Origin of the sequence: Thioalkalicoccus limnaeus (assembly GCF_041197575.1) — a bacterium.
Taxonomy (GTDB): domain Bacteria; phylum Pseudomonadota; class Gammaproteobacteria; order Chromatiales; family Chromatiaceae; genus Thioalkalicoccus; species Thioalkalicoccus limnaeus.
In genome coordinates this window covers 240,761-257,732 of sequence record NZ_JBDKXB010000001.1, presented here as the reverse complement: position 1 = coordinate 257,732, position 16,972 = coordinate 240,761, and the positions used below count along the sequence as shown (strand labels likewise).

Sequence of the window (16,972 nt, the reverse complement as noted above, 5' to 3'; positions counted from 1 at the left end):
GTACACCACAGGCAAAGCCGACCGATGATCCGCACGCTATTTTATGCTCTTGTCGTCGTCGCCCTGGCCACCGTGACGGGTAACGTGACAGGCGACTGGAAGGCCGCGGCCGAGATCGATCGCTTCGCGATCTCGCCTGAGCTCACGTACGCGCAGCGCACCGCGATGCACGCCAACGATGGCAAACAGGTCACGGTGCATCTGGCCTTCTTCACGTCACGTGCGTTTCGCCTCGAGGTCATCGACCTGGATGCCGACTCTCGCCCGGCGCTACCGGGACTGAGCGAGGCCTTTCGAGCGGCCGGTAGCGTCGCCGGGGTCAATGGCGGTTTCTTCCACGCGGACCGGCAGCCCCTGGGACTGATGATCAGTGAGGGACAACGGATCCACCGCTTCGAAAGATCCAGGCTGCTGAGCGGGGTCATTTACAGCGATCAACGAGGGATCCATCTGGTCCGGCGCGCCCAGTTCCGCGACCATCCCGGCATCACCGCACTGCTGCAGAGCGGCCCCTATCTCGTCGAGCATGGCCAGGCCGTCCGCGGGCTGTCCGCGTCGGACCCGCGGCCGCGCACCTTCGTCGCGACCGATTGGCGCGGACACTGGGTCCTGGGCGCCACTCCGACTCCAATCAGCCTCGCCGACCTCGCGGCCGTGCTGGCAACGCCGGGAGCCTTGACGGACTGGACCGTTGATCGCGCGCTGAATCTGGATGGCGGTTCCTCGACCGGCTTCTTCTTCGATCGGGGTCCGGACCAGAGCCCCGTCACCATCACGCCGATCCGGCGAGTGCGAAATCTGCTCGGCGTCAGGCCGCGCTAGTCGAGCCCGCACGCACTCCCAGCGCCGCGGAAGCGAATGGCGTCAGGCGTCGGCTGGTTGAGCCCTCCGGCGCCTCGGTGTCTAATGGCACCCTTCTCCGCTGTCTCGAACCAGGTGTCTCCATGCCGCCGCAAACCGCCGCCCTATCCGGGGGGCCGACTCGACTTGTCGACGACTACCGGCCCGTGGCCGGTGTCTACGACGAAATGCGGACCGCGGACGGCGAGGTCCGCCCTCATTGGCAGTACCTGATCGAGGTCTTGCGCGCGCTCGGCCCGGACGGGATCGAGGAACGCTGGCGCGACGCGCGGCGCCTGATCCGTGACAACGGCGTCACCTACAACGCCTACGGCGACACGGAGGGTATGTCACGCCCGTGGGAACTGGATCTCCTGCCGCTGCAGATCCGCAGCGACGAATGGGCCACACTGGAACGGGGGTTGATTCAGCGCGCCGAGCTCCTGAACCTGATCCTGAGCGACCTCTATGGACCGCGCAAGCTGATCACCGCGGGACTGTTACCGGCGACCTTGATCGACGCCTACCCGGGTTATCTGATCCCCTGTCACGGTGTTCCGGCTACCGACGATCAACCGCTGGTCGACTACGCCGTCGACCTGACGCGCACGCCGGATGGAGCTTGGCGCGTCATCGGCGATCGCACGCAGTGCCCGTCCGGGGCCGGCTATGCACTCGAGAACCGCGTCGTGCTGTCGCGCGTGATGCCGTCGCTGTTTCGCGATTCCCACGTTCATCGGCTGGCCGGCTTCTATCGCTCGGTACGCCGCGCCCTGACGCGGCTCGCAGCGCGGCGCACACCGCCGACACGGATCGTGATGATGACGCCCGGCCCGAGTCACGAAGCCTATTTCGAACACGCCTATCTCGCCAACTATCTCGGGTACAACCTGGTCCAGGGGGCCGACCTGTCCGTGCGCGACGGCGCGCTGTGGCTGAGGACGCTCGGTCGCCTGGAGCGCATCGACGCAGTGCTGCGCCGCGTCGACGACCTCTGGTGCGACCCGCTCGAACTGCGCGAGGACTCGCATCTCGGCGTGCCTGGTCTGACGCAGGCCGCGCGCGCCGGAAATGTGACGCTGGCCAACGCACTCGGCAGCGGCGTCCTCGAACACCCGGGCCTGATGGCCTTCCTCCCGCGCTTGTGCCAGCACCTGCTCGGGGAGGATCTCTTGTTGCCAGATATCCCGACCTGGTGGTGCGGGGAACAGGCCGACATGGCCCGCGTGCTCGACGAGTTGGAGACCTTGGTGATCAAGCCGGCCGGGAATCCGCCGGGGCGGCGTTGCCTGTTTCCCGGCCGGATGGATCCGGCCGAGCGCGCCGCACTGGTCGCCCGCATCCAGGCCGAACCCGACCGCTTCGTCGCGCAGGAGCACATCGTTCCGTCCACGGCACCGGCACTGATCGGGCGCCGCATCGAACCGCGCCCGACCGTGCTGCGGACCTTTCTGGTCGCCGAGGAACAGGGCTACACGGTGATGCCCGGAGGCTTGAGCCGGGTCGCCTTCGAGCAGGATACGCCGATGATCAGCAGCCGACTGGGCGGCATCGGCAAGGACACCTGGGTCCTGGCATCCGAACCGGAACGCCAGGAGAGCCTGCTCGGGACAGGTGATCTGCTCGCGCCGGCAGTCGCGCAAGAGAGCGAGGTCTCCAGTCGGGTCGCCGACAACCTCTTCTGGATCGGCCGTTACGCGGAGCGCGCCGAGGGCCTGGTCCGGCTCCTGCGGATCACCATCTTCAAACTGTCGGAACGACAGGGTTATGCGGCCACCGATGACCTGACCAGTTGTGTCCCCTCGTTGCTCCAGGCCCTGACGCACCAAAGCCAGGCCTATCCGGGCTTCGTCGGCGACGGTTTCGAGGAGCGGCTGCGCGATCCGATGCCGGAGATGCTGTCGCTGATCGCCGACCCGGAGCGCCTCGGCGGCCTGCCGCAGACGCTGCAAGCCTTGGGTCAGGCCGCCTGGTCGGTGCGCGAGCGCTTGTCGGTCGACACCTGGCGGGTGATCAACGACATCGAAGAACACCTGCGCGCGCTGACCCGTCGCCCACCACGCGACTTCGGCCCAGCGCTCGATGAGCTGGATCCGCTGGTGACCGCACTCGTTGCCTTTTCCGCACTGACGCACGAAAACATGACCCACAACGAGGGCTGGAATTTCCTCGAGGCCGGCCGCCGCTTGGAGCGCGGCCTCAACACGGCGACGCTGCTGCGTGGGACCCTGTCGCGGATCGGACGCGAACACGAAGAGCACCTGCTCATCGAGGCGGTGCTCGGCATCACCGACAGCCTGATCACCTACCGACGACGCTACCAGGCCGGAACCCGTGTCGGTGCCCTGCTCGATCTGGTCTTCCAGGACGAAACGAACCCCCGCTCGCTGGCCTACCAACTCGTACAGCTCGAACGAGTCTGCCGCCAGATGCCGCGCGGTGAAATGGCGGCCGGTCGCAGCAGCATCGAGCGCCTGATCCTGCGCAGCCTGACCGGCGTTCGTCTGGTCGAGATCGACCGGTTGATTCAGCCGGATCGGACCGGCACCAAACGCGTCGCGCTGCGGCGCATGTTGGGTCAACTATCCGATCAGCTCGCTGCCGTGTCGGACGCGCTGACCGCGCAGTACTTCCGCCACGAGGAACAGCCCCACGCACTGCTGGGCCGGGTCGGCCGGGGGCCGCAATGAGGCTGCGCGTCACCCACGTCACCCGTTACCAATACACGGATCCGGTCTCGCTGTGCCACAGCTTGGCGCGTTTGAAACCGCGCGACACGGAACGACAACGCACCCTGACAGCCCAGGTGCGGGTCGACCCCTGGCCCGCCGTCGCACGCGAGCATATCGATTTCTTCGGCAACCGGGTGAATTACTTCTCGATCCAACAGAGCCATTCATCGCTCGAGGTAACGGCCCAAAGCGAGGTCGAGATCAGGGCGCCCACCTGGCCTGATCCGGTCATTACGCCACCCTGGGAGGAGGTGGTTCGTGCCCTGAAGCATGGGCGAGACACTCGTCTCATCGATGCCCGTCTGTTCACGCTGGCCTCGAATCAGGTCCCCTTGTCGTCCGAAGCCAACTCGTTCGCGGCGCCGTCGTTTCGACCCGGCCGCCCCATACTCGAGGCGGCACTCGATCTGATGGGACGCCTCCATCGCGACTTCGAATACGACCCGGCCTTCACGACCATCACCACGCCGCTCGACGAAGTCCTCGCACACCGCCGCGGAGTCTGTCAGGACTTCGCTCACGTCGCATTGGCTGCGCTTCGAGGCCGCGGTCTGGCCGCCCGTTATGTGAGCGGCTATCTCGAGACGCGGCCGCCGCCCGGCCAGGCGAAGCTCCGCGGGGCCGACGCCTCGCACGCCTGGTTTGCGGTGCTGATCCCGGGGTTGGGCTGGGTCGACCTGGATCCGACCAACGATCAGGCCGCCCAAGAGCAATATGTCACCGTGGCGATCGGCCGTGATTACCAGGACGTGGCGCCGCTGCGCGGGGTCTTCTATGGCGGTGCGACGCACGAACTCACGGTCGCGGTCGATGTCGACAGAGTGGGCTCCGGATAATTCGGGGGTCCAATCCCGCTCGAGGCGCGCTGGATAAGGAGACACATGAAGAGAAGCAAGGCCAACCCGGCGGTGATCGGGGCCTTTGTCATCGGCGCCGTGATATTGGCTATCAGCCTGACCTTGGTGCTCAGCGGCGGCCGGCTGTTTCAACCAGCTCGGCAATTCGTCGTCGTGTTCGACAGTTCATTGCATGGCCTCTCGGTCGGGGCACCCGTGGCCTTCCGTGGCGTTCCGATCGGCCAGGTCACCTCGATCAATCCGGTCATCGAGGCCCACGATCGTCGCCTCGAAGCCGTCAACATGGTGGTCGCCATCCAGATCTCGCACGGCCAGTTTCATGCCGCCGACGGCCGACTGCTCGGCACCGACGACTTCAACGACGAGGAATTGGCCGAGGTCTTCGACGAACGCGGCATCCGCGCCCATCTGGCCCTGCAAAGCCTGTTGACGGGCCAACTGTATGTCAACCTGGATTTCTTTCCGGACAGCCCCGCGACCAAGGTCGACCTGCCGACACCCTACCCGCAGATCGCGACGACGGAAACGGGGATCCAGCGCTTGGGCCGGACGATCGATACGCTGCCGCTCGAGGAGATCATCGCCAAGATCACGACAGCCCTCGACGGTATCGCCGAACTCGCCACCGCCGAGGAGATCCCATCGATCCTCGCCGCCGTTGAACGCACCGCCACGGCCGCCGAGCAGATCGCCGTTCGAATCGACACCCAGATCGACCCCCTCCTCGCGAGCCTGCTGGAGGCGGCCGACGCCACCGCCGGCGCCATGGAGCAGGCCCGGGTGACACTTGACCTCGAGCAGGGGCCCGCCGGCGAGCTGGTGGCCCGTTTGATCCGCGCCGCCGAGACCGCCGACAAGACGCTCGAACAGGCCCGCGGCGGCGTGGCACAACTCGAGCATCTGCTCGGCGATCGGTCACCGGAACGGCAACGCCTGCAACAGGCCCTGGCCGAAACCAGTGCCGCCGCCCGATCGCTGAGGCTCCTCGCGGACTATCTCGAACGTCATCCGGAAGCCCTGCTGCACGGCAAAAGGCGCTGACAGGGCGACCGGCAGACACGCGGCGGAGCCTCCGCGACCGATCGACATCCGGCCTGACGGATAGGAAGGGCGCCGCGATGCGCATCGCCGATCCGTTGCGCCGCCACCGGAACGACGCCACCATGATGCGGGTAGAGATGTGATCCCTGCCCCCGCAGCGAAGGCGCTGGCGTCGTCAGCGCCGACCTGAGAGCCCCTCATCTGAACAAGGCCAGGACCTCGCGGAAACGCTCGTGTGTCGAATCGGCGAGCCACTCGAAGGCGATCGATTCCGTACTCGCGACATGCAAGCCGCAATCGCGCATGCGCTCGAGCGCATTGTCTTTGTGCTCTGGTCTGCGGCAGCAGATCCCATCAGCGGCGACGAAGACCTGATAGCCCCATCGCCGCAGGCCGGACGCCGTTTGCAACACCCCGATATGGGCATCCAGACCGACCAGTACCACCTGCTTGCGACTCGGTTCCTGGGTCAAGGCCCGCTCGAAGCCCCCGGCGGTACAACTCGAAAAGCAGGTCTTTTCGGTCGGCGCCACATCCGCCGGCAGGTGACACCGGATCGCTTCGACCGTCCGGCCGAGCCCCTGCGGGTTCTGTTCGGCCCAGATGATCGGAACGCTGAGCAGTTGAGCCGCGCTCGACAGCCGGTTGATGTTGGCGATGGTGTCGGCCAACTCCGCCGGCGGCATCGCGGCGGCCAGCTTCTCCTGGGCATCGATGATCAGGAGCAGCGAGAATTTGCTCTGACACAGCGGAAGATCGGCCTGGTGGATACTCATGATTCGGTGTGCTCCATTGTTGATCAGAACCAACGCCGGGCGGTCCGCACGACTCTGCGAAGCGCCCGGCGCGAGCCGGGGCCGGTGCGACCTGAGATCCCGGCCTCGGGGCCAAGGCAAGCAAACGCTCGATCAAGGACCAACCGCGCGGATCACGCGCGGGTTCTACGGCCGGCCTCCTTCGCCCAGGACAGGATGGACCGCGATCCGGGAAGCCGGTCAGGCTAACGGACCGCCTCGCCCGCCACGTCAATAGACGCGCATCGACGGATCCACATCGCGAGCCCAGGCGGCGATCCCGCCCTGCAGATTGAAGACCCGCGCGAAACCCTGATGCGTCAGATAGCGTGCGACCATGTAGCTGCGAATGCCGTGATGGCAGATGACGACCGTTTCCCGATCGCAGTCCAGCTCTCCGATCCGGCTCGGTAGCTGCTGCATGGGAACCAGCACGGACCCCGCGATGCGACAGATATCGAATTCCCAGGGCTCACGCACATCGAGCAGCATCGGGGGCGCTTCCAGCGCCTCGAGGCGGGACTCCAGTTCGACCGGGGTCCATTGACGCATCGGCGCGACCTCAGAAGACGAACGCATCGGTCGCCGACACCGGCGCCAGCCCAGGTGCGAAGGTCTCGAACAGCGAATCCCGCCGGTAGTCGTGCTCCCCGACGCGGGTCACCCGCAGCGCCTTCATGACTGGCGGCCGACCCAGAATCACGAATAGACGCCCATTGATCGCCAACTGGGTCTCCAGACCAGCGGCCTGCGCCGGGCTCGGCAGCGACCCGTTGACGACGATGACATCGAAAGGTCCGCCATCGACCGGTTCGGTCAGGCCATCGGCGCACCGCACCAGGACAGCATCGCCCAGGCCGACGAGTCGCTCATTGGTCGATAGAGCCAGCTCCTCATCCGGTTCGACGACGACCACACGAGCGCCGAGATGTCGAAGACAGGCGGTGACATAGCCGTGGCTAGTGCCGATCTCGAGGGCGCGCTCGCCCGTTTCGACCCGCAGAGCCTGGAGCAAGCGCGCCACGACCTTCGGGGCCAACATCACGCGCCCCGATGGCCCCAACGGGATCTCGATGTCGGCATAGGCCAAACCCCGATAGGCCTCGGGCACGTAAGCCTCCCGCGGCACGGCGGCGAGCGTCTCCAGCACCTGATCATCGATGACACCCCAGGGCCGAATCTGCTGCTGGACCATATTGAACCGGGCTCGATCGGTATGACGGACCTCGACCATGCGCTTCCCTATGATTAGAATTGAAATCGATAAGCGAAGGGTAATGTCTTTTGCCTCGGGGAGGCAAGCCAGACGCACGGCGATCGGGCGACCCCTCCCTAGCGTCGAGCGAGGATCTGCGCCGTGCCCCGATTCGCAAGCCGATCGGCCCGCTCGTTATCCGGGTGCCCGGCATGGCCTCGAACCCATTGCCAGACCAGGTCGTGCTGCGCCATGGCCCGATCGAGCCGCTCCCAGAGGTCTTGGTTCTTGACCGGCTCACGGGCGGCCGTTCGCCAGCCGTTGCGTTTCCAGCGCGCCATCCACTCGGTGACACCGCGCTTGACGTACTGGGAATCGGTGGCGATGCGGGCCTTGCTCGGCCGCCTCAGGGCCTCGAGGGCCATGATCACGGCCATCAGCTCCATCCGGTTGTTGGTCGTGTTCGGCTCGCCCCCGAACAGTTCCTTCTCGACCTCGCCCCAGCGCAGCAAGGCCCCCCAGCCGCCGGGTCCCGGATTCCCTTTGCAGGCACCATCAGTGTAGATCTCGATCATCCGGGACATTGCCGCGAGGTGTCCTTCGATCGACCTTCGTGCGCCTTGCCCGAAGCCTTCTGGCGCGGCGTTCTCCGCACCGTCGGCTCGACGGTTCGCCGCCCCGTCAATAACGCTCGCCGTTGCCGCCACGACGGGCGCAACGGCGTCAGCGTCGAGACGCGTTTGACCGCACGGATCCCATAGACGCCCGCGAACGCGGGCCACAGCCGATGACCAACCACGTCGAGAAACGGCAGGTGACGCAACAGCGTGCGGCGCCACGGCGGACGGAACATCATGCGTTCGTCGATCTCGACATCGAACCCGAGCAGCGACAACCAATCGCCGACGCGAAACGGCGTCAGGAACTGACCACACCAGGGGACACGCCGCTGCTGGCGCATCACCAACCGCCGCAGCCCCCACAAACTCAGATTGTTGAACCCGACGATGATGACCCGTCCCTCCGGGATCAGGACGCGCTCGGTTTCACGCAACACCTGCCGTGGATCGACGGCGAACTCCAGCAAATGGGGCAAGACCACGGCGTCGATGCTGTCGCTGGCAATCGGTAATCGACAAGGATCGACGACGATCTGCGCCGGACCGCCATCGTTCCGACGAGCACCCGGGTGGCCGTCGGGCAACCGGATGCGGTGGCGCACGCGCGTTCGCGCCAAGGCCCCATCGAGCACCTCGGTGAGTCCCACCTGAAGCAGGTAATAGCCGAAGGTGTCCTGCAGCATGCGCTCGAGACACGCGACCTCCATCGCGGCCAATTCCTGACCAAGGGGGGTCGCGAACCATTCCTCGAGCTGCTGGAGGGCCTCGCCTGGCGCTCGGCAGTCCATCGACGTCAACCCCGCGACAGGCACCGATCGGCGATCCCGGTTACCCGAGACGCGTAACCGGGGAGGCCCCTGATCGAGCAGGATCCGGGATGAAGGGGGCTCAACGCCATTGCGATAGATCCCGAACCGCGCCGCGCGCCGCACTGGTCGTGAAGGCGGCATAGGCCTGAAGCGCGGTCGACACCGGGCGTTGCCGTCCCCGCGGTTGCCAGGCAGCGGCACCACGCGCGAGCATCGCGGAGCGCCGTTCGGCCAGGACCCCCTCATCGACCTGAAGTTCGATCGATCGCTGAGGGATGTCGATCAAGATCGAATCGCCCGGCTCGATCAACGCGATCAGCCCGCCTTCGGCCGCCTCGGGAGACACATGGCCGATGGACAGCCCCGAGGTACCGCCGGAGAAACGGCCGTCGGTGATCAGCGCGCACGCCTTGCCGAGTCCTTTCGACTTCAGGTAGCTGGTCGGATAGAGCATCTCCTGCATACCAGGCCCGCCCTTTGGCCCCTCGTAACGGATCACGACCACATCGCCGGCCTCGACCTCGCCGCCCAGGATGCCGGCTACGGCCGCCTCCTGGCTCTCGAAGATCCGCGCCGGACCGCTGAAGATCAGGTTGTCTGGATCGACACCAGCGGTCTTGACGATGCAGCCCTGTTCGGCGAGGTTGCCGTAGAGGACCGCGAGCCCGCCATCGCGGCTGTAGGCGTGCTCGAGATCGCGGATACAGCCGCTCGTCCGATCGATGTCCGGTGTCTCCCACAGACGGTCCTGACTGAAGGCAACCTGCGTCGGCACACCACCGGGCGCCGCGAGATAGCGCCGCCGGACGGCCTCGTCGTCGGTGCGCGCGAGGTCCCAATGATCGAGCGCCTCGCCGAGCGACGGGCTATGGATGGTCGGCACCGCGCGATGGATCAGACCGGCCCGGTCCAGTTCACCGAGGATCCCGAAGACGCCGCCGGCGCGATGGACGTCCTCCATGTGATACAAGGACGTCGCCGGCGCGACCTTGCACAGGTTCGGCACCCGGCGGCTGAGCCGGTCGATATCGGCCATCGTGAAATCCACGCCAGCCTCGTGCGCGGCCGCAAGCAGATGCAGGACCGTATTGGTCGAGCCGCCCATCGCGATATCGAGACTCATTGCATTCTCGAAGGCATCGCGACACGCGATGGCCCGTGGCAGCACCTGCTCGTCATCGTGATCGTAATACCGTTTGGCGAGCTCGACGACCAAACGCCCGGCTTCGAGGAACAGCGCCTCGCGCGCGCGGTGGGTCGCGAGCAGCGAGCCATTCGCCGGCAGACTCAGCCCCAACGCCTCGGTCAGGCAATTCATCGAATTGGCCGTGAACATCCCGGAACAGGATCCACAGGTCGGGCAGGCCGAGCGTTCCAGCTCGGCAACCTGTTCGTCGGTCTGGGCCGAATCGGCCGCCGCGATCATCGCATCGACCAGGTCCAGATGTCGCTCCTGCCCGCCGCGGATCACCTTGCCGGCCTCCATCGGACCACCGGACACGAAGACCGTCGGGATGTTCAACCGCAATGCCGCCATCAGCATACCGGGGGTGATCTTGTCGCAGTTCGACAGACACACCAACGCATCGGCGCAATGGGCATTGACCATGTATTCGACCGAGTCGGCGATGATGTCGCGCGACGGGAGGGAATAGAGCATCCCGGCGTGACCCATCGCGATGCCATCGTCGACCGCGATGGTGTTGAACTCCTTGGCGACGCCGCCAGCCCGCTCGATCTCGCGGGCGATCAGTTGCCCCAAGTCCTTCAGGTGGACGTGACCGGGGACGAACTGCGTGAACGAATTGGCAACTGCAATGATGGGTTTGTCGAAGTCGCCGTCCTTCATCCCAGTGGCGCGCCAGAGCGCGCGGGCGCCGGCCATGTTGCGGCCATGAGTCGTGGTGCGCGAGCGATATTGGGGCATCGTGGTAGCTGTTCCTGGTGGTTGTCTTAAAGTGGACCCGCGCCGATGTCACCGAACAAGCGCTGATAGTTGTCGCTTGTGCGCCGCGCGACCTCGTCCCGATCGAGGCCGCGCAGGTCGGCAATGCACTGCGCCACGGCCGGGAGGTACTTGGGCTCGTTCGGTCGGCCACGGTGGGGCACCGGGGCCAGATAGGGGGCATCGGTTTCGATCAGTAGTCGATCGAGCGGCACGCGGCGCGCGACTTCGCGCAACTCGGCCGCATTGCGAAAGGTGACGATGCCGGAGAACGAGATATGGAATCCAAGATCGAGCGCGCGTCTCGCCATGTCCCAGTCTTCGGTAAAACAATGCATCACGCCGCCGATCTCGTCGGCGCGCCCCTCGATGAGCAACCGCAACGTGTCGTCCCGGGCCGACCGGGTATGCACGATCAGCGGCTTCTGGATCGCCCTGGCGACCTCGATATGGCGCCGAAAGCGCACCCGCTGCCAACCCGGATCACCTTTGTCACGAAAGAAATCGAGGCCGGTTTCCCCGATCGCGACACAACGCGGATCGGCCGCCATGGCCATCAGCTCGTCGGCGGATGGTTCCTGGTCATCCGGTGCATTCGGATGCACCCCGACAGATACCAGCACTCGCGGATAGGGGTCGACCAGCGCGCGCATCGCCGGAAACCGGCGCAGGTCGATCGCCACGCACAACATTCGGGTGACACCGGCCCGCTCGGCGGCCGCGACGAGGCCGCTGAACTCGCCGCCGTAGGGACTCAGGTCTATGCAGTCGAGATGACAATGTGAATCGGCAAACATGATCGCAAGGGGCCGCGCCGACGCGGTGATGGAAAGGTCGCCGGTGAAGGCCGCGAAACGCCGCTGTCGATCACATCGTGTGGGTTGGACGTTCCGCGTTCAACAGGCCGGCCAGATATTCCTCGATCTTTCGGCGTGCAAGCCCCTTGTCCTGGTCGCTGAACTGCACACCGACCCCGACGACACGATTGCCTTCGGCGCCGGGGGGCGTGACCCAGACGACTTTGGCCGCGACCGGGATCCGCTCCGGCTCGTCCATCAGTTGCAGGAGCAGGAAGATCTCATCGCCGAGTTGATAACGCTTCGTGGTCGGAATGAAAAGCCCACCATTCTCGACAAAAGGCATGAAGGCTTGAAACAACGCCTGTTTATCGCGGATCGCGAAGCTCAGGATCCGCTGTTGGCTACCGAAGGAACTCGTTTCCATTCAACACCGGGGTCGGCGCAGGTTCGCAAGGCCGATCAAAAGCGACTCCAGAAGCAAAAGTTTGTTGACCGTGGTTCCAGCCAGCGCACCGGCACGGTAGACGTCCTGCAAATAGCGATGCGCCGATCTCAGGTCGATCCTTGGCACCAGCTCCGCCAAGGACTCGGCCTTGTCCGGATGAGCAAGATGACGAGGATCCGGGGCCGCCGCGAGCCGCAGGATGTCGCTGATCCATCCAGCCAACCACTCGCATGATAGCCTTGCGTCCGAGATGTTCCAAGCTTCGGCCTCGGCGATCGGGTCACGGACGCCGTTCAGGACCTCGACAAAACCCTCGAAGAGGGCGTCGCGGCGTTCGAGCAAGCCATCTTCGAGCAGCGCCAGTGCGCCGAACGGTGCCCCATGCGCGAGACGCAACAGAAGCCGCGCATCCGCGCCCTTGGCCCGACCGGCCAGCCACTTGCGACCAAGATCCTCGTGCGGCAGCGGCAGGAGGATCCGTTGACAGCGGCTGCGCACCGTTGCCGCCAAACGACCGGGCGCCTCGCTGACCAGCAGCATCAGGGTGCTCGCTGACGGCTCCTCCAGGGTCTTAAGCAGACTGTTGGCCGCCGCACGATTGAGTTGATGCGCTGGTTGGATCACAACGATCTTGTATCGCCCCCGATGCGACGTCAATCCCTCCCGATCGATCAGGTCGCGAATGACGTCGACGCGGATCTCCGGGCTCTTGGCATCCGGATCGGGGCCGACCCACAGGCCGTCCGGATGATTCCCAGCGGCCAACAGGCGGCACTCGGGGCAGCCACCGCAGGCCACCCCCTCGTCCGTTGCAGCGACGCAGAGCAAGGCCTCGGCCAGGGCCCTGGCGAAGACCCCTTTTCCGATACCGGCGGGTCCCGTGATCAGCAACGCATGCGGCATCCGGTCGGCCCGGTGGGCTCGGATCAGGGCGCTCCATGCGGGCAGGGTCCAAGGCGGAGGTCGATGGGGAAAAGCCGAAACCCCATCGACCGCGCCCTGACCACCTGTAGCGGCCGGCCCGTCAATCACAGCAGGCCAGGTATTCGGAGAGCACCCTGCGCACCGATCCCGTCACGGCTGTCAGATCCGCGCCCGCATCGATCAGCCGGATCCGGGCCGGTTCGAGCCTCGCGCGCTGCCGGTAATGCTCGCGCACCCGATCGAAGAACTCCTCGTTCTCGGTCTCGATGCGGTCCAACGCGGCGCGCCCGCGCGTGCGCGCCAACCCGACGGCCACAGGCAGGTCGAGCAACAGGGTCAAGTCGGGTCGCAACGATCCTTGCACCAGCTTCTCGAGGCAGCCGATGACCGCGCTGTCCAGGCCGCGACCGCCGCCCTGGTAGGCATAGGTGGCATCGGTGAAGCGATCACAGACGACCCAGCGACCGGCCGCCAGCGCCGGCCGTATGGTACGCGCCAGGTGTTCGGCGCGGGCCGCGAACAGCAGGAGAAGTTCGGCTTCTGCCGACATCCCCTGATGCGCAGGATCGAGCAGCAGGGTTCGGATTCGCTCGGCCATCTCGGTTCCGCCCGGTTCGCGCGTGCGCACCAGGTCGCGGCCCTGTTCGGTGAGCAGATCACAGACCACCGCGGCCTGCGTCGACTTCCCAGCCCCTTCGATCCCTTCGAGCGTGATGAAACGTCCTCGCTCGTTCATCGACTGACGACGAATGCCCCGACCAGGTCATTCCTGGCCGAGGATATAGCGCCGGACGGCCTGATTATGTTCACTCAGCGTCCTCGAAAAATGGTGGCTGCCATCGCCGCGCGCGACGAAGTAGAGGGTCTCGCCGTCGGCCGGATCGAGTGTCGCAGCGATCGCCGCGCGCCCCGGCAGCGCGATCGGGGTCGGCGGTAAACCCGCGCGGACATAGGTATTATAGGGGTTGTCGTCACGCAGGTGGACGCGCCGCAGGCGACCCTCGAACTCATCGCCGAGGCCATAGACCACCGTCGGATCCGCCTGCAGCCGCATTCCGATCCTGAGCCGGCGCACGAACACTCCGGCGATCTCGGCCCGCTCCGACGCCAAGGCGGCTTCGCGCTCGACGATCGAGGCCAGAATCAGCGCCTCGTAGGGCGTCGCGAGCGGAAGATCCGGCGTCCGACGCGCCCATTCCTCGGCCAGAACCTGGTCCATGCGCTCCAGTGAACGCTGCAGGATCTGGATTCGAGGCGTACCCCGCGTGAACAGATAGGTATCCGGAAAGAACAGACCCTCTGGATGCTGGTCCGGCCGCCCGAGCCGGGCCATGATCTGCTGATCCGTCAACTGAGCGAGCTCGCCGGTCAAACGCTCGTCCACCGCCAAGGCGTCGCGAACCCGCCGGAAGGTCCATCCTTCGACAAGGGTGATCGAGTGCTGGACCACACGACCGGTGGTCAGCCGTTCCAATAAGGCCCGGGGTGTCGTCCCCTCGCCCCACGCGTATTCCCCGGCCTTCAGGCGCCCGGCGTGACCCGAGAGATGGGCAAGCGCAAGAAATCGATAAGGTTCGGTCAGATAGCCCTCGGCGACCAACTGCTCCGCGATTTGGCGCAGCGAGGCCCCGCGCGGGATCTCGAAATAGGGTTCGCTCGTGTTCGGCGGCAAGGGCCGGTTCACGAACAGCCGATGGTCGAGGCTCAGCAGGCCGATGGCGACCCCGACGAGCAGAATCGGCACCGCGACCCAAAGCATCAGCGAACGTCGCTTCATGTCTGACATCAATCCGGGGTCGCTGCGAGCCGGCGGATCGACGACGCCAGGGCAACGAGCAGTGGAGCCTGCCCGAGGTCGCGGCCGCCGACCCGGCGAATCGACCAGCAACCGATGAGGGCGTTGGTCAAAAAGGCGCCATCGGCGGCGAACAGGTCGGCCAATTCGACGCCCCTTTCGACGATCACATATCCCAGCGCCGGCGCCTCGCGAATCACGGCCGCGCGGACGGTACCGGCGACCCCCGCCCGGTCCAGCGACGGGGTGACGAGGCGATCCCCGAGCACAAGAAACAGATTGCTCATCGTACCGCCGACAAGCCGTCCATCGGCATCCGCCATCAATCCCTCCGCGATCGCCGGATCATCCCATTCGTCCCGCGCCAGCACTTGCTCCAGCCGGTTGAGATGTTTGATTCCCGCAAGTCGCGGTTGTTCGCTCACCGAGGTCTGGCACAGGATCACATCGACACCCTGCGCCGACCAGGCCGGTGGGTGGTCGGGCCACGGGTAGAGGCTCAGGATCCGTCGAGGCCGGGCATCGCGGGACGGACGATAACCGCGCCCGCCATCGCCACGCGTCACCAGGAGCTTGACCACGGCCAAGGGCCGATCTGCGGACAGCGCCCGGACCTCGGCCAGCAATCGGTCCGTGTCCAAATCGGGCAATCCCAGCCGCTGGGCGCCCAACGCGAGGCGCCGCCGATGATCCCGCCATAGACACGGCCGGCCATGTTGCACGCGAAATGTCTCGAACAGGCCATCGCCATAATGAAGGCCGCGATCGAAGACCGACACCCGATCATCGGGGACGCCATCGACCCAGGTTCGCAGCGGCGCCCCGACCACGGCGAGACCGCAGAGCGGCCAGAGGTCAGACGCGACGGAACACCAATGTGCCGTTGGTGCCGCCGAAGCCGAACGAGTTGCTGAGCACCACGTCCAACCGCATCTCGCGCGCCGTGTTCGGCACATAGTCGAGGTCGCAATCGGGGTCCGGCGTCTGGTAGTTGATCGTCGGCGGCGCCACCTGATCGCGAATCGCGAGGATGCTGAAGATGGCCTCGGCACTGCCAGCGGCGCCCAGCATGTGCCCGGTCATCGATTTCGTCGAACTGACCGCGAGTTGGTAGGCGTGGTCACCGAAGGCGGCCTTGATCGCCCGGGTCTCGGCGATGTCGCCGGCCGGCGTCGAGGTGCCATGGGCATTCACGTAATCGATATCGGTCACGTCGAGTCCGGCGTCCTTGATCGCCAACAGCATGCAATCGCACGCACCTTCACCATTCTCCGATGGCGCCGTCATGTGGTACGCATCCGAGTTCATGCCGAGGCCGACCAGTTCTGCGTATATCTTGGCACCCCGGGCCTTGGCCATCTCGTACTCTTCGAGGACGACGACCCCGGCGCCATCGCTCAACACGAACCCATCGCGGTCCTTATCGAACGGACGACTGGCCCCTTCGGGATCATCGTTTCGCGTCGATAGGGCGCGCGCCGCGGCAAAGCCTCCGAGCCCCACCGGGGTCGTACCCATCTCGGCCCCGCCGGCGACCATGACATCGACGATCCCATGGCGAATCATCAAGGCTGCCTCACCGATATTGTGCGAACCCGTACTGCACGCGGACACGATCGAGTAGTTCGGACCCTTGAGCCCGTACTTGATCGACAGATCGCCAGCCACCATGTTGATGATGTTGGCGGGGACGAAGAACGGCGAAATCTTGCGCGGCCCACCGGTACGGTAGGCCTCGTAATTCGCTTCGATACCGCCGATACCGCCGATACCGGATCCGACCGCGACCCCGATGCGGCGAGCATTGGCTTCGGTGATCTCCAAACCCGAGTCCTCGATGGCTTGCGAGCCCGCGGCGATGCCGTAATGGATGAAGCGATCCATCTTGCGAAGCTCCTTCTTCGAGATATAGGGCGTCGGATCGAACCCATAGATCGGACCGCCAAAGCGGGTACTGAATGGGGCGATATCGAAATGGGTAATGGGCTGGATACCACTGCGGCCAGCCAGGATGTTTTCCCACGCAGATCGCACATCCAGACCGACCGGGGACACAAGGCCCAATCCAGTCACCACTACCCTTCTTGTTGCCATGTGATTCACCTGAGATCGAATCGTGACGCGCGCGACCGGCCTTTGCGATCAGCGCGTCGAAGTGGAGCAGAGACTGCCCAT

The 16,972-nt window shown here is 65.6% G+C and carries 17 protein-coding genes; 4 read left to right on the top strand and 13 right to left on the bottom strand.

What is annotated here, in order from left to right:
• Nucleotides 1-24: 24 nt before the first annotated feature.
• From ABC977_RS01305 to ABC977_RS01290, 4 genes are all read left to right on the top strand, one after another.
• Nucleotides 25-822 carry a phosphodiester glycosidase family protein gene (locus ABC977_RS01305; protein ID WP_369665414.1) on the top strand — a complete coding sequence of 266 codons (798 nt, stop codon included), beginning with the start codon at nucleotides 25-27 and terminating at the stop codon, nucleotides 820-822.
• 122 nt (nucleotides 823-944) lie between these two features.
• A complete protein-coding gene (locus ABC977_RS01300) occupies nucleotides 945-3,530 on the top strand; it encodes a circularly permuted type 2 ATP-grasp protein (RefSeq protein ID WP_369665413.1) in 2,586 nt (861 codons plus the stop codon).
• Complete coding sequence (locus ABC977_RS01295) at nucleotides 3,527-4,408, top strand: transglutaminase family protein (RefSeq protein WP_369665412.1); 882 nt, start codon at nucleotides 3,527-3,529, stop codon at nucleotides 4,406-4,408. Before ABC977_RS01300 ends, ABC977_RS01295 begins: the two co-directional genes overlap by 4 nt.
• A 45-nt stretch (nucleotides 4,409-4,453) precedes the next feature.
• Nucleotides 4,454-5,470, top strand: a complete 1,017-nt coding sequence (locus ABC977_RS01290; protein ID WP_369665411.1) for an MlaD family protein — start codon at nucleotides 4,454-4,456, stop codon at nucleotides 5,468-5,470.
• 197 nt (nucleotides 5,471-5,667) lie between these two features.
• On the opposite strand, the gene ABC977_RS01285 is transcribed toward ABC977_RS01290, so the two are convergent.
• From ABC977_RS01285 to fabF, 13 genes are all read right to left on the bottom strand, one after another.
• A complete protein-coding gene (locus tag ABC977_RS01285) occupies nucleotides 5,668-6,246 on the bottom strand; it encodes an isochorismatase family protein (protein WP_369665410.1) in 579 nt (192 codons plus the stop codon).
• Nucleotides 6,247-6,495: 249 nt separating this feature from the next.
• Nucleotides 6,496-6,816 (bottom strand): rhodanese-like domain-containing protein, encoded by a 321-nt coding sequence (locus ABC977_RS01280; protein WP_369665409.1) that lies wholly within the window; start codon nucleotides 6,814-6,816, stop codon nucleotides 6,496-6,498.
• A 10-nt stretch (nucleotides 6,817-6,826) separates the two neighbouring features.
• Nucleotides 6,827-7,498: a protein-L-isoaspartate O-methyltransferase family protein gene (locus ABC977_RS01275; RefSeq protein WP_369665408.1), complete on the bottom strand. Its 672-nt coding sequence runs from the start codon at nucleotides 7,496-7,498 to the stop codon at nucleotides 6,827-6,829.
• A 98-nt stretch (nucleotides 7,499-7,596) separates the two neighbouring features.
• The gene (rnhA, locus tag ABC977_RS01270; protein ID WP_369665407.1) at nucleotides 7,597-8,043 is read right to left on the bottom strand and encodes a ribonuclease HI; all 447 of its coding nucleotides are present in this window, start codon (nucleotides 8,041-8,043) and stop codon (nucleotides 7,597-7,599) included.
• Nucleotides 8,031-8,867 (bottom strand): class I SAM-dependent methyltransferase, encoded by an 837-nt coding sequence (locus tag ABC977_RS01265; protein WP_369665406.1) that lies wholly within the window; start codon nucleotides 8,865-8,867, stop codon nucleotides 8,031-8,033. The genes rnhA and ABC977_RS01265 overlap by 13 nt, the downstream gene beginning before the upstream one ends.
• A gap of 100 nt (nucleotides 8,868-8,967) precedes the next feature.
• A complete protein-coding gene (ilvD, locus tag ABC977_RS01260; RefSeq protein ID WP_369665405.1) occupies nucleotides 8,968-10,815 on the bottom strand; it encodes a dihydroxy-acid dehydratase in 1,848 nt (615 codons plus the stop codon).
• A 26-nt stretch (nucleotides 10,816-10,841) separates the two neighbouring features.
• Nucleotides 10,842-11,630: a TatD family hydrolase gene (locus ABC977_RS01255; protein WP_369665404.1), complete on the bottom strand. Its 789-nt coding sequence runs from the start codon at nucleotides 11,628-11,630 to the stop codon at nucleotides 10,842-10,844.
• 70 nt (nucleotides 11,631-11,700) lie between these two features.
• Nucleotides 11,701-12,057 (bottom strand): PilZ domain-containing protein, encoded by a 357-nt coding sequence (locus ABC977_RS01250; protein WP_369665403.1) that lies wholly within the window; start codon nucleotides 12,055-12,057, stop codon nucleotides 11,701-11,703.
• The gene (holB, locus tag ABC977_RS01245) at nucleotides 12,058-13,005 is read right to left on the bottom strand and encodes a DNA polymerase III subunit delta' (protein WP_369665480.1); all 948 of its coding nucleotides are present in this window, start codon (nucleotides 13,003-13,005) and stop codon (nucleotides 12,058-12,060) included.
• Between the two features lie 97 nt (nucleotides 13,006-13,102).
• Nucleotides 13,103-13,738 (bottom strand): dTMP kinase, encoded by a 636-nt coding sequence (gene tmk, locus ABC977_RS01240; protein WP_369665402.1) that lies wholly within the window; start codon nucleotides 13,736-13,738, stop codon nucleotides 13,103-13,105.
• Nucleotides 13,739-13,765: 27 nt separating this feature from the next.
• The gene (gene mltG, locus ABC977_RS01235; protein WP_369665401.1) at nucleotides 13,766-14,779 is read right to left on the bottom strand and encodes an endolytic transglycosylase MltG; all 1,014 of its coding nucleotides are present in this window, start codon (nucleotides 14,777-14,779) and stop codon (nucleotides 13,766-13,768) included.
• Between the two features lie 8 nt (nucleotides 14,780-14,787).
• Nucleotides 14,788-15,627 (bottom strand): aminodeoxychorismate lyase, encoded by an 840-nt coding sequence (gene pabC, locus ABC977_RS01230; protein WP_369665400.1) that lies wholly within the window; start codon nucleotides 15,625-15,627, stop codon nucleotides 14,788-14,790.
• A gap of 25 nt (nucleotides 15,628-15,652) precedes the next feature.
• Entirely contained in the window at nucleotides 15,653-16,891 is a 1,239-nt protein-coding gene (gene fabF / locus ABC977_RS01225; RefSeq protein ID WP_369665399.1) for a beta-ketoacyl-ACP synthase II, read from the bottom strand.
• Nucleotides 16,892-16,972: the final 81 nt, after the last annotated feature.

What these genes read in the sequence shown, in the direction of transcription:
- rnhA (WP_369665407.1), bottom strand. Translation starts at nt 8,043, where the DNA reads ATGTCCCGGATGATCGAGATCTACACTGATGGTGCCTGCAAAGGGAAT.
- ABC977_RS01285 (WP_369665410.1), bottom strand. Translation starts at nt 6,246, where the DNA reads ATGAGTATCCACCAGGCCGATCTTCCGCTGTGTCAGAGCAAATTCTCG.
- ABC977_RS01305 (WP_369665414.1), top strand. Translation starts at nt 25, where the DNA reads ATGATCCGCACGCTATTTTATGCTCTTGTCGTCGTCGCCCTGGCCACC.
- ABC977_RS01300 (WP_369665413.1), top strand. Translation starts at nt 945, where the DNA reads ATGCCGCCGCAAACCGCCGCCCTATCCGGGGGGCCGACTCGACTTGTC.
- ABC977_RS01255 (WP_369665404.1), bottom strand. Translation starts at nt 11,630, where the DNA reads ATGTTTGCCGATTCACATTGTCATCTCGACTGCATAGACCTGAGTCCC.
- tmk (WP_369665402.1), bottom strand. Translation starts at nt 13,738, where the DNA reads ATGAACGAGCGAGGACGTTTCATCACGCTCGAAGGGATCGAAGGGGCT.
- ABC977_RS01280 (WP_369665409.1), bottom strand. Translation starts at nt 6,816, where the DNA reads ATGCGTCAATGGACCCCGGTCGAACTGGAGTCCCGCCTCGAGGCGCTG.
- mltG (WP_369665401.1), bottom strand. Translation starts at nt 14,779, where the DNA reads ATGAAGCGACGTTCGCTGATGCTTTGGGTCGCGGTGCCGATTCTGCTC.
- fabF (WP_369665399.1), bottom strand. Translation starts at nt 16,891, where the DNA reads ATGGCAACAAGAAGGGTAGTGGTGACTGGATTGGGCCTTGTGTCCCCG.
- ABC977_RS01265 (WP_369665406.1), bottom strand. Translation starts at nt 8,867, where the DNA reads ATGGACTGCCGAGCGCCAGGCGAGGCCCTCCAGCAGCTCGAGGAATGG.
- ABC977_RS01290 (WP_369665411.1), top strand. Translation starts at nt 4,454, where the DNA reads ATGAAGAGAAGCAAGGCCAACCCGGCGGTGATCGGGGCCTTTGTCATC.
- ABC977_RS01295 (WP_369665412.1), top strand. Translation starts at nt 3,527, where the DNA reads ATGAGGCTGCGCGTCACCCACGTCACCCGTTACCAATACACGGATCCG.
- ABC977_RS01275 (WP_369665408.1), bottom strand. Translation starts at nt 7,498, where the DNA reads ATGGTCGAGGTCCGTCATACCGATCGAGCCCGGTTCAATATGGTCCAG.
- ilvD (WP_369665405.1), bottom strand. Translation starts at nt 10,815, where the DNA reads ATGCCCCAATATCGCTCGCGCACCACGACTCATGGCCGCAACATGGCC.
- ABC977_RS01250 (WP_369665403.1), bottom strand. Translation starts at nt 12,057, where the DNA reads ATGGAAACGAGTTCCTTCGGTAGCCAACAGCGGATCCTGAGCTTCGCG.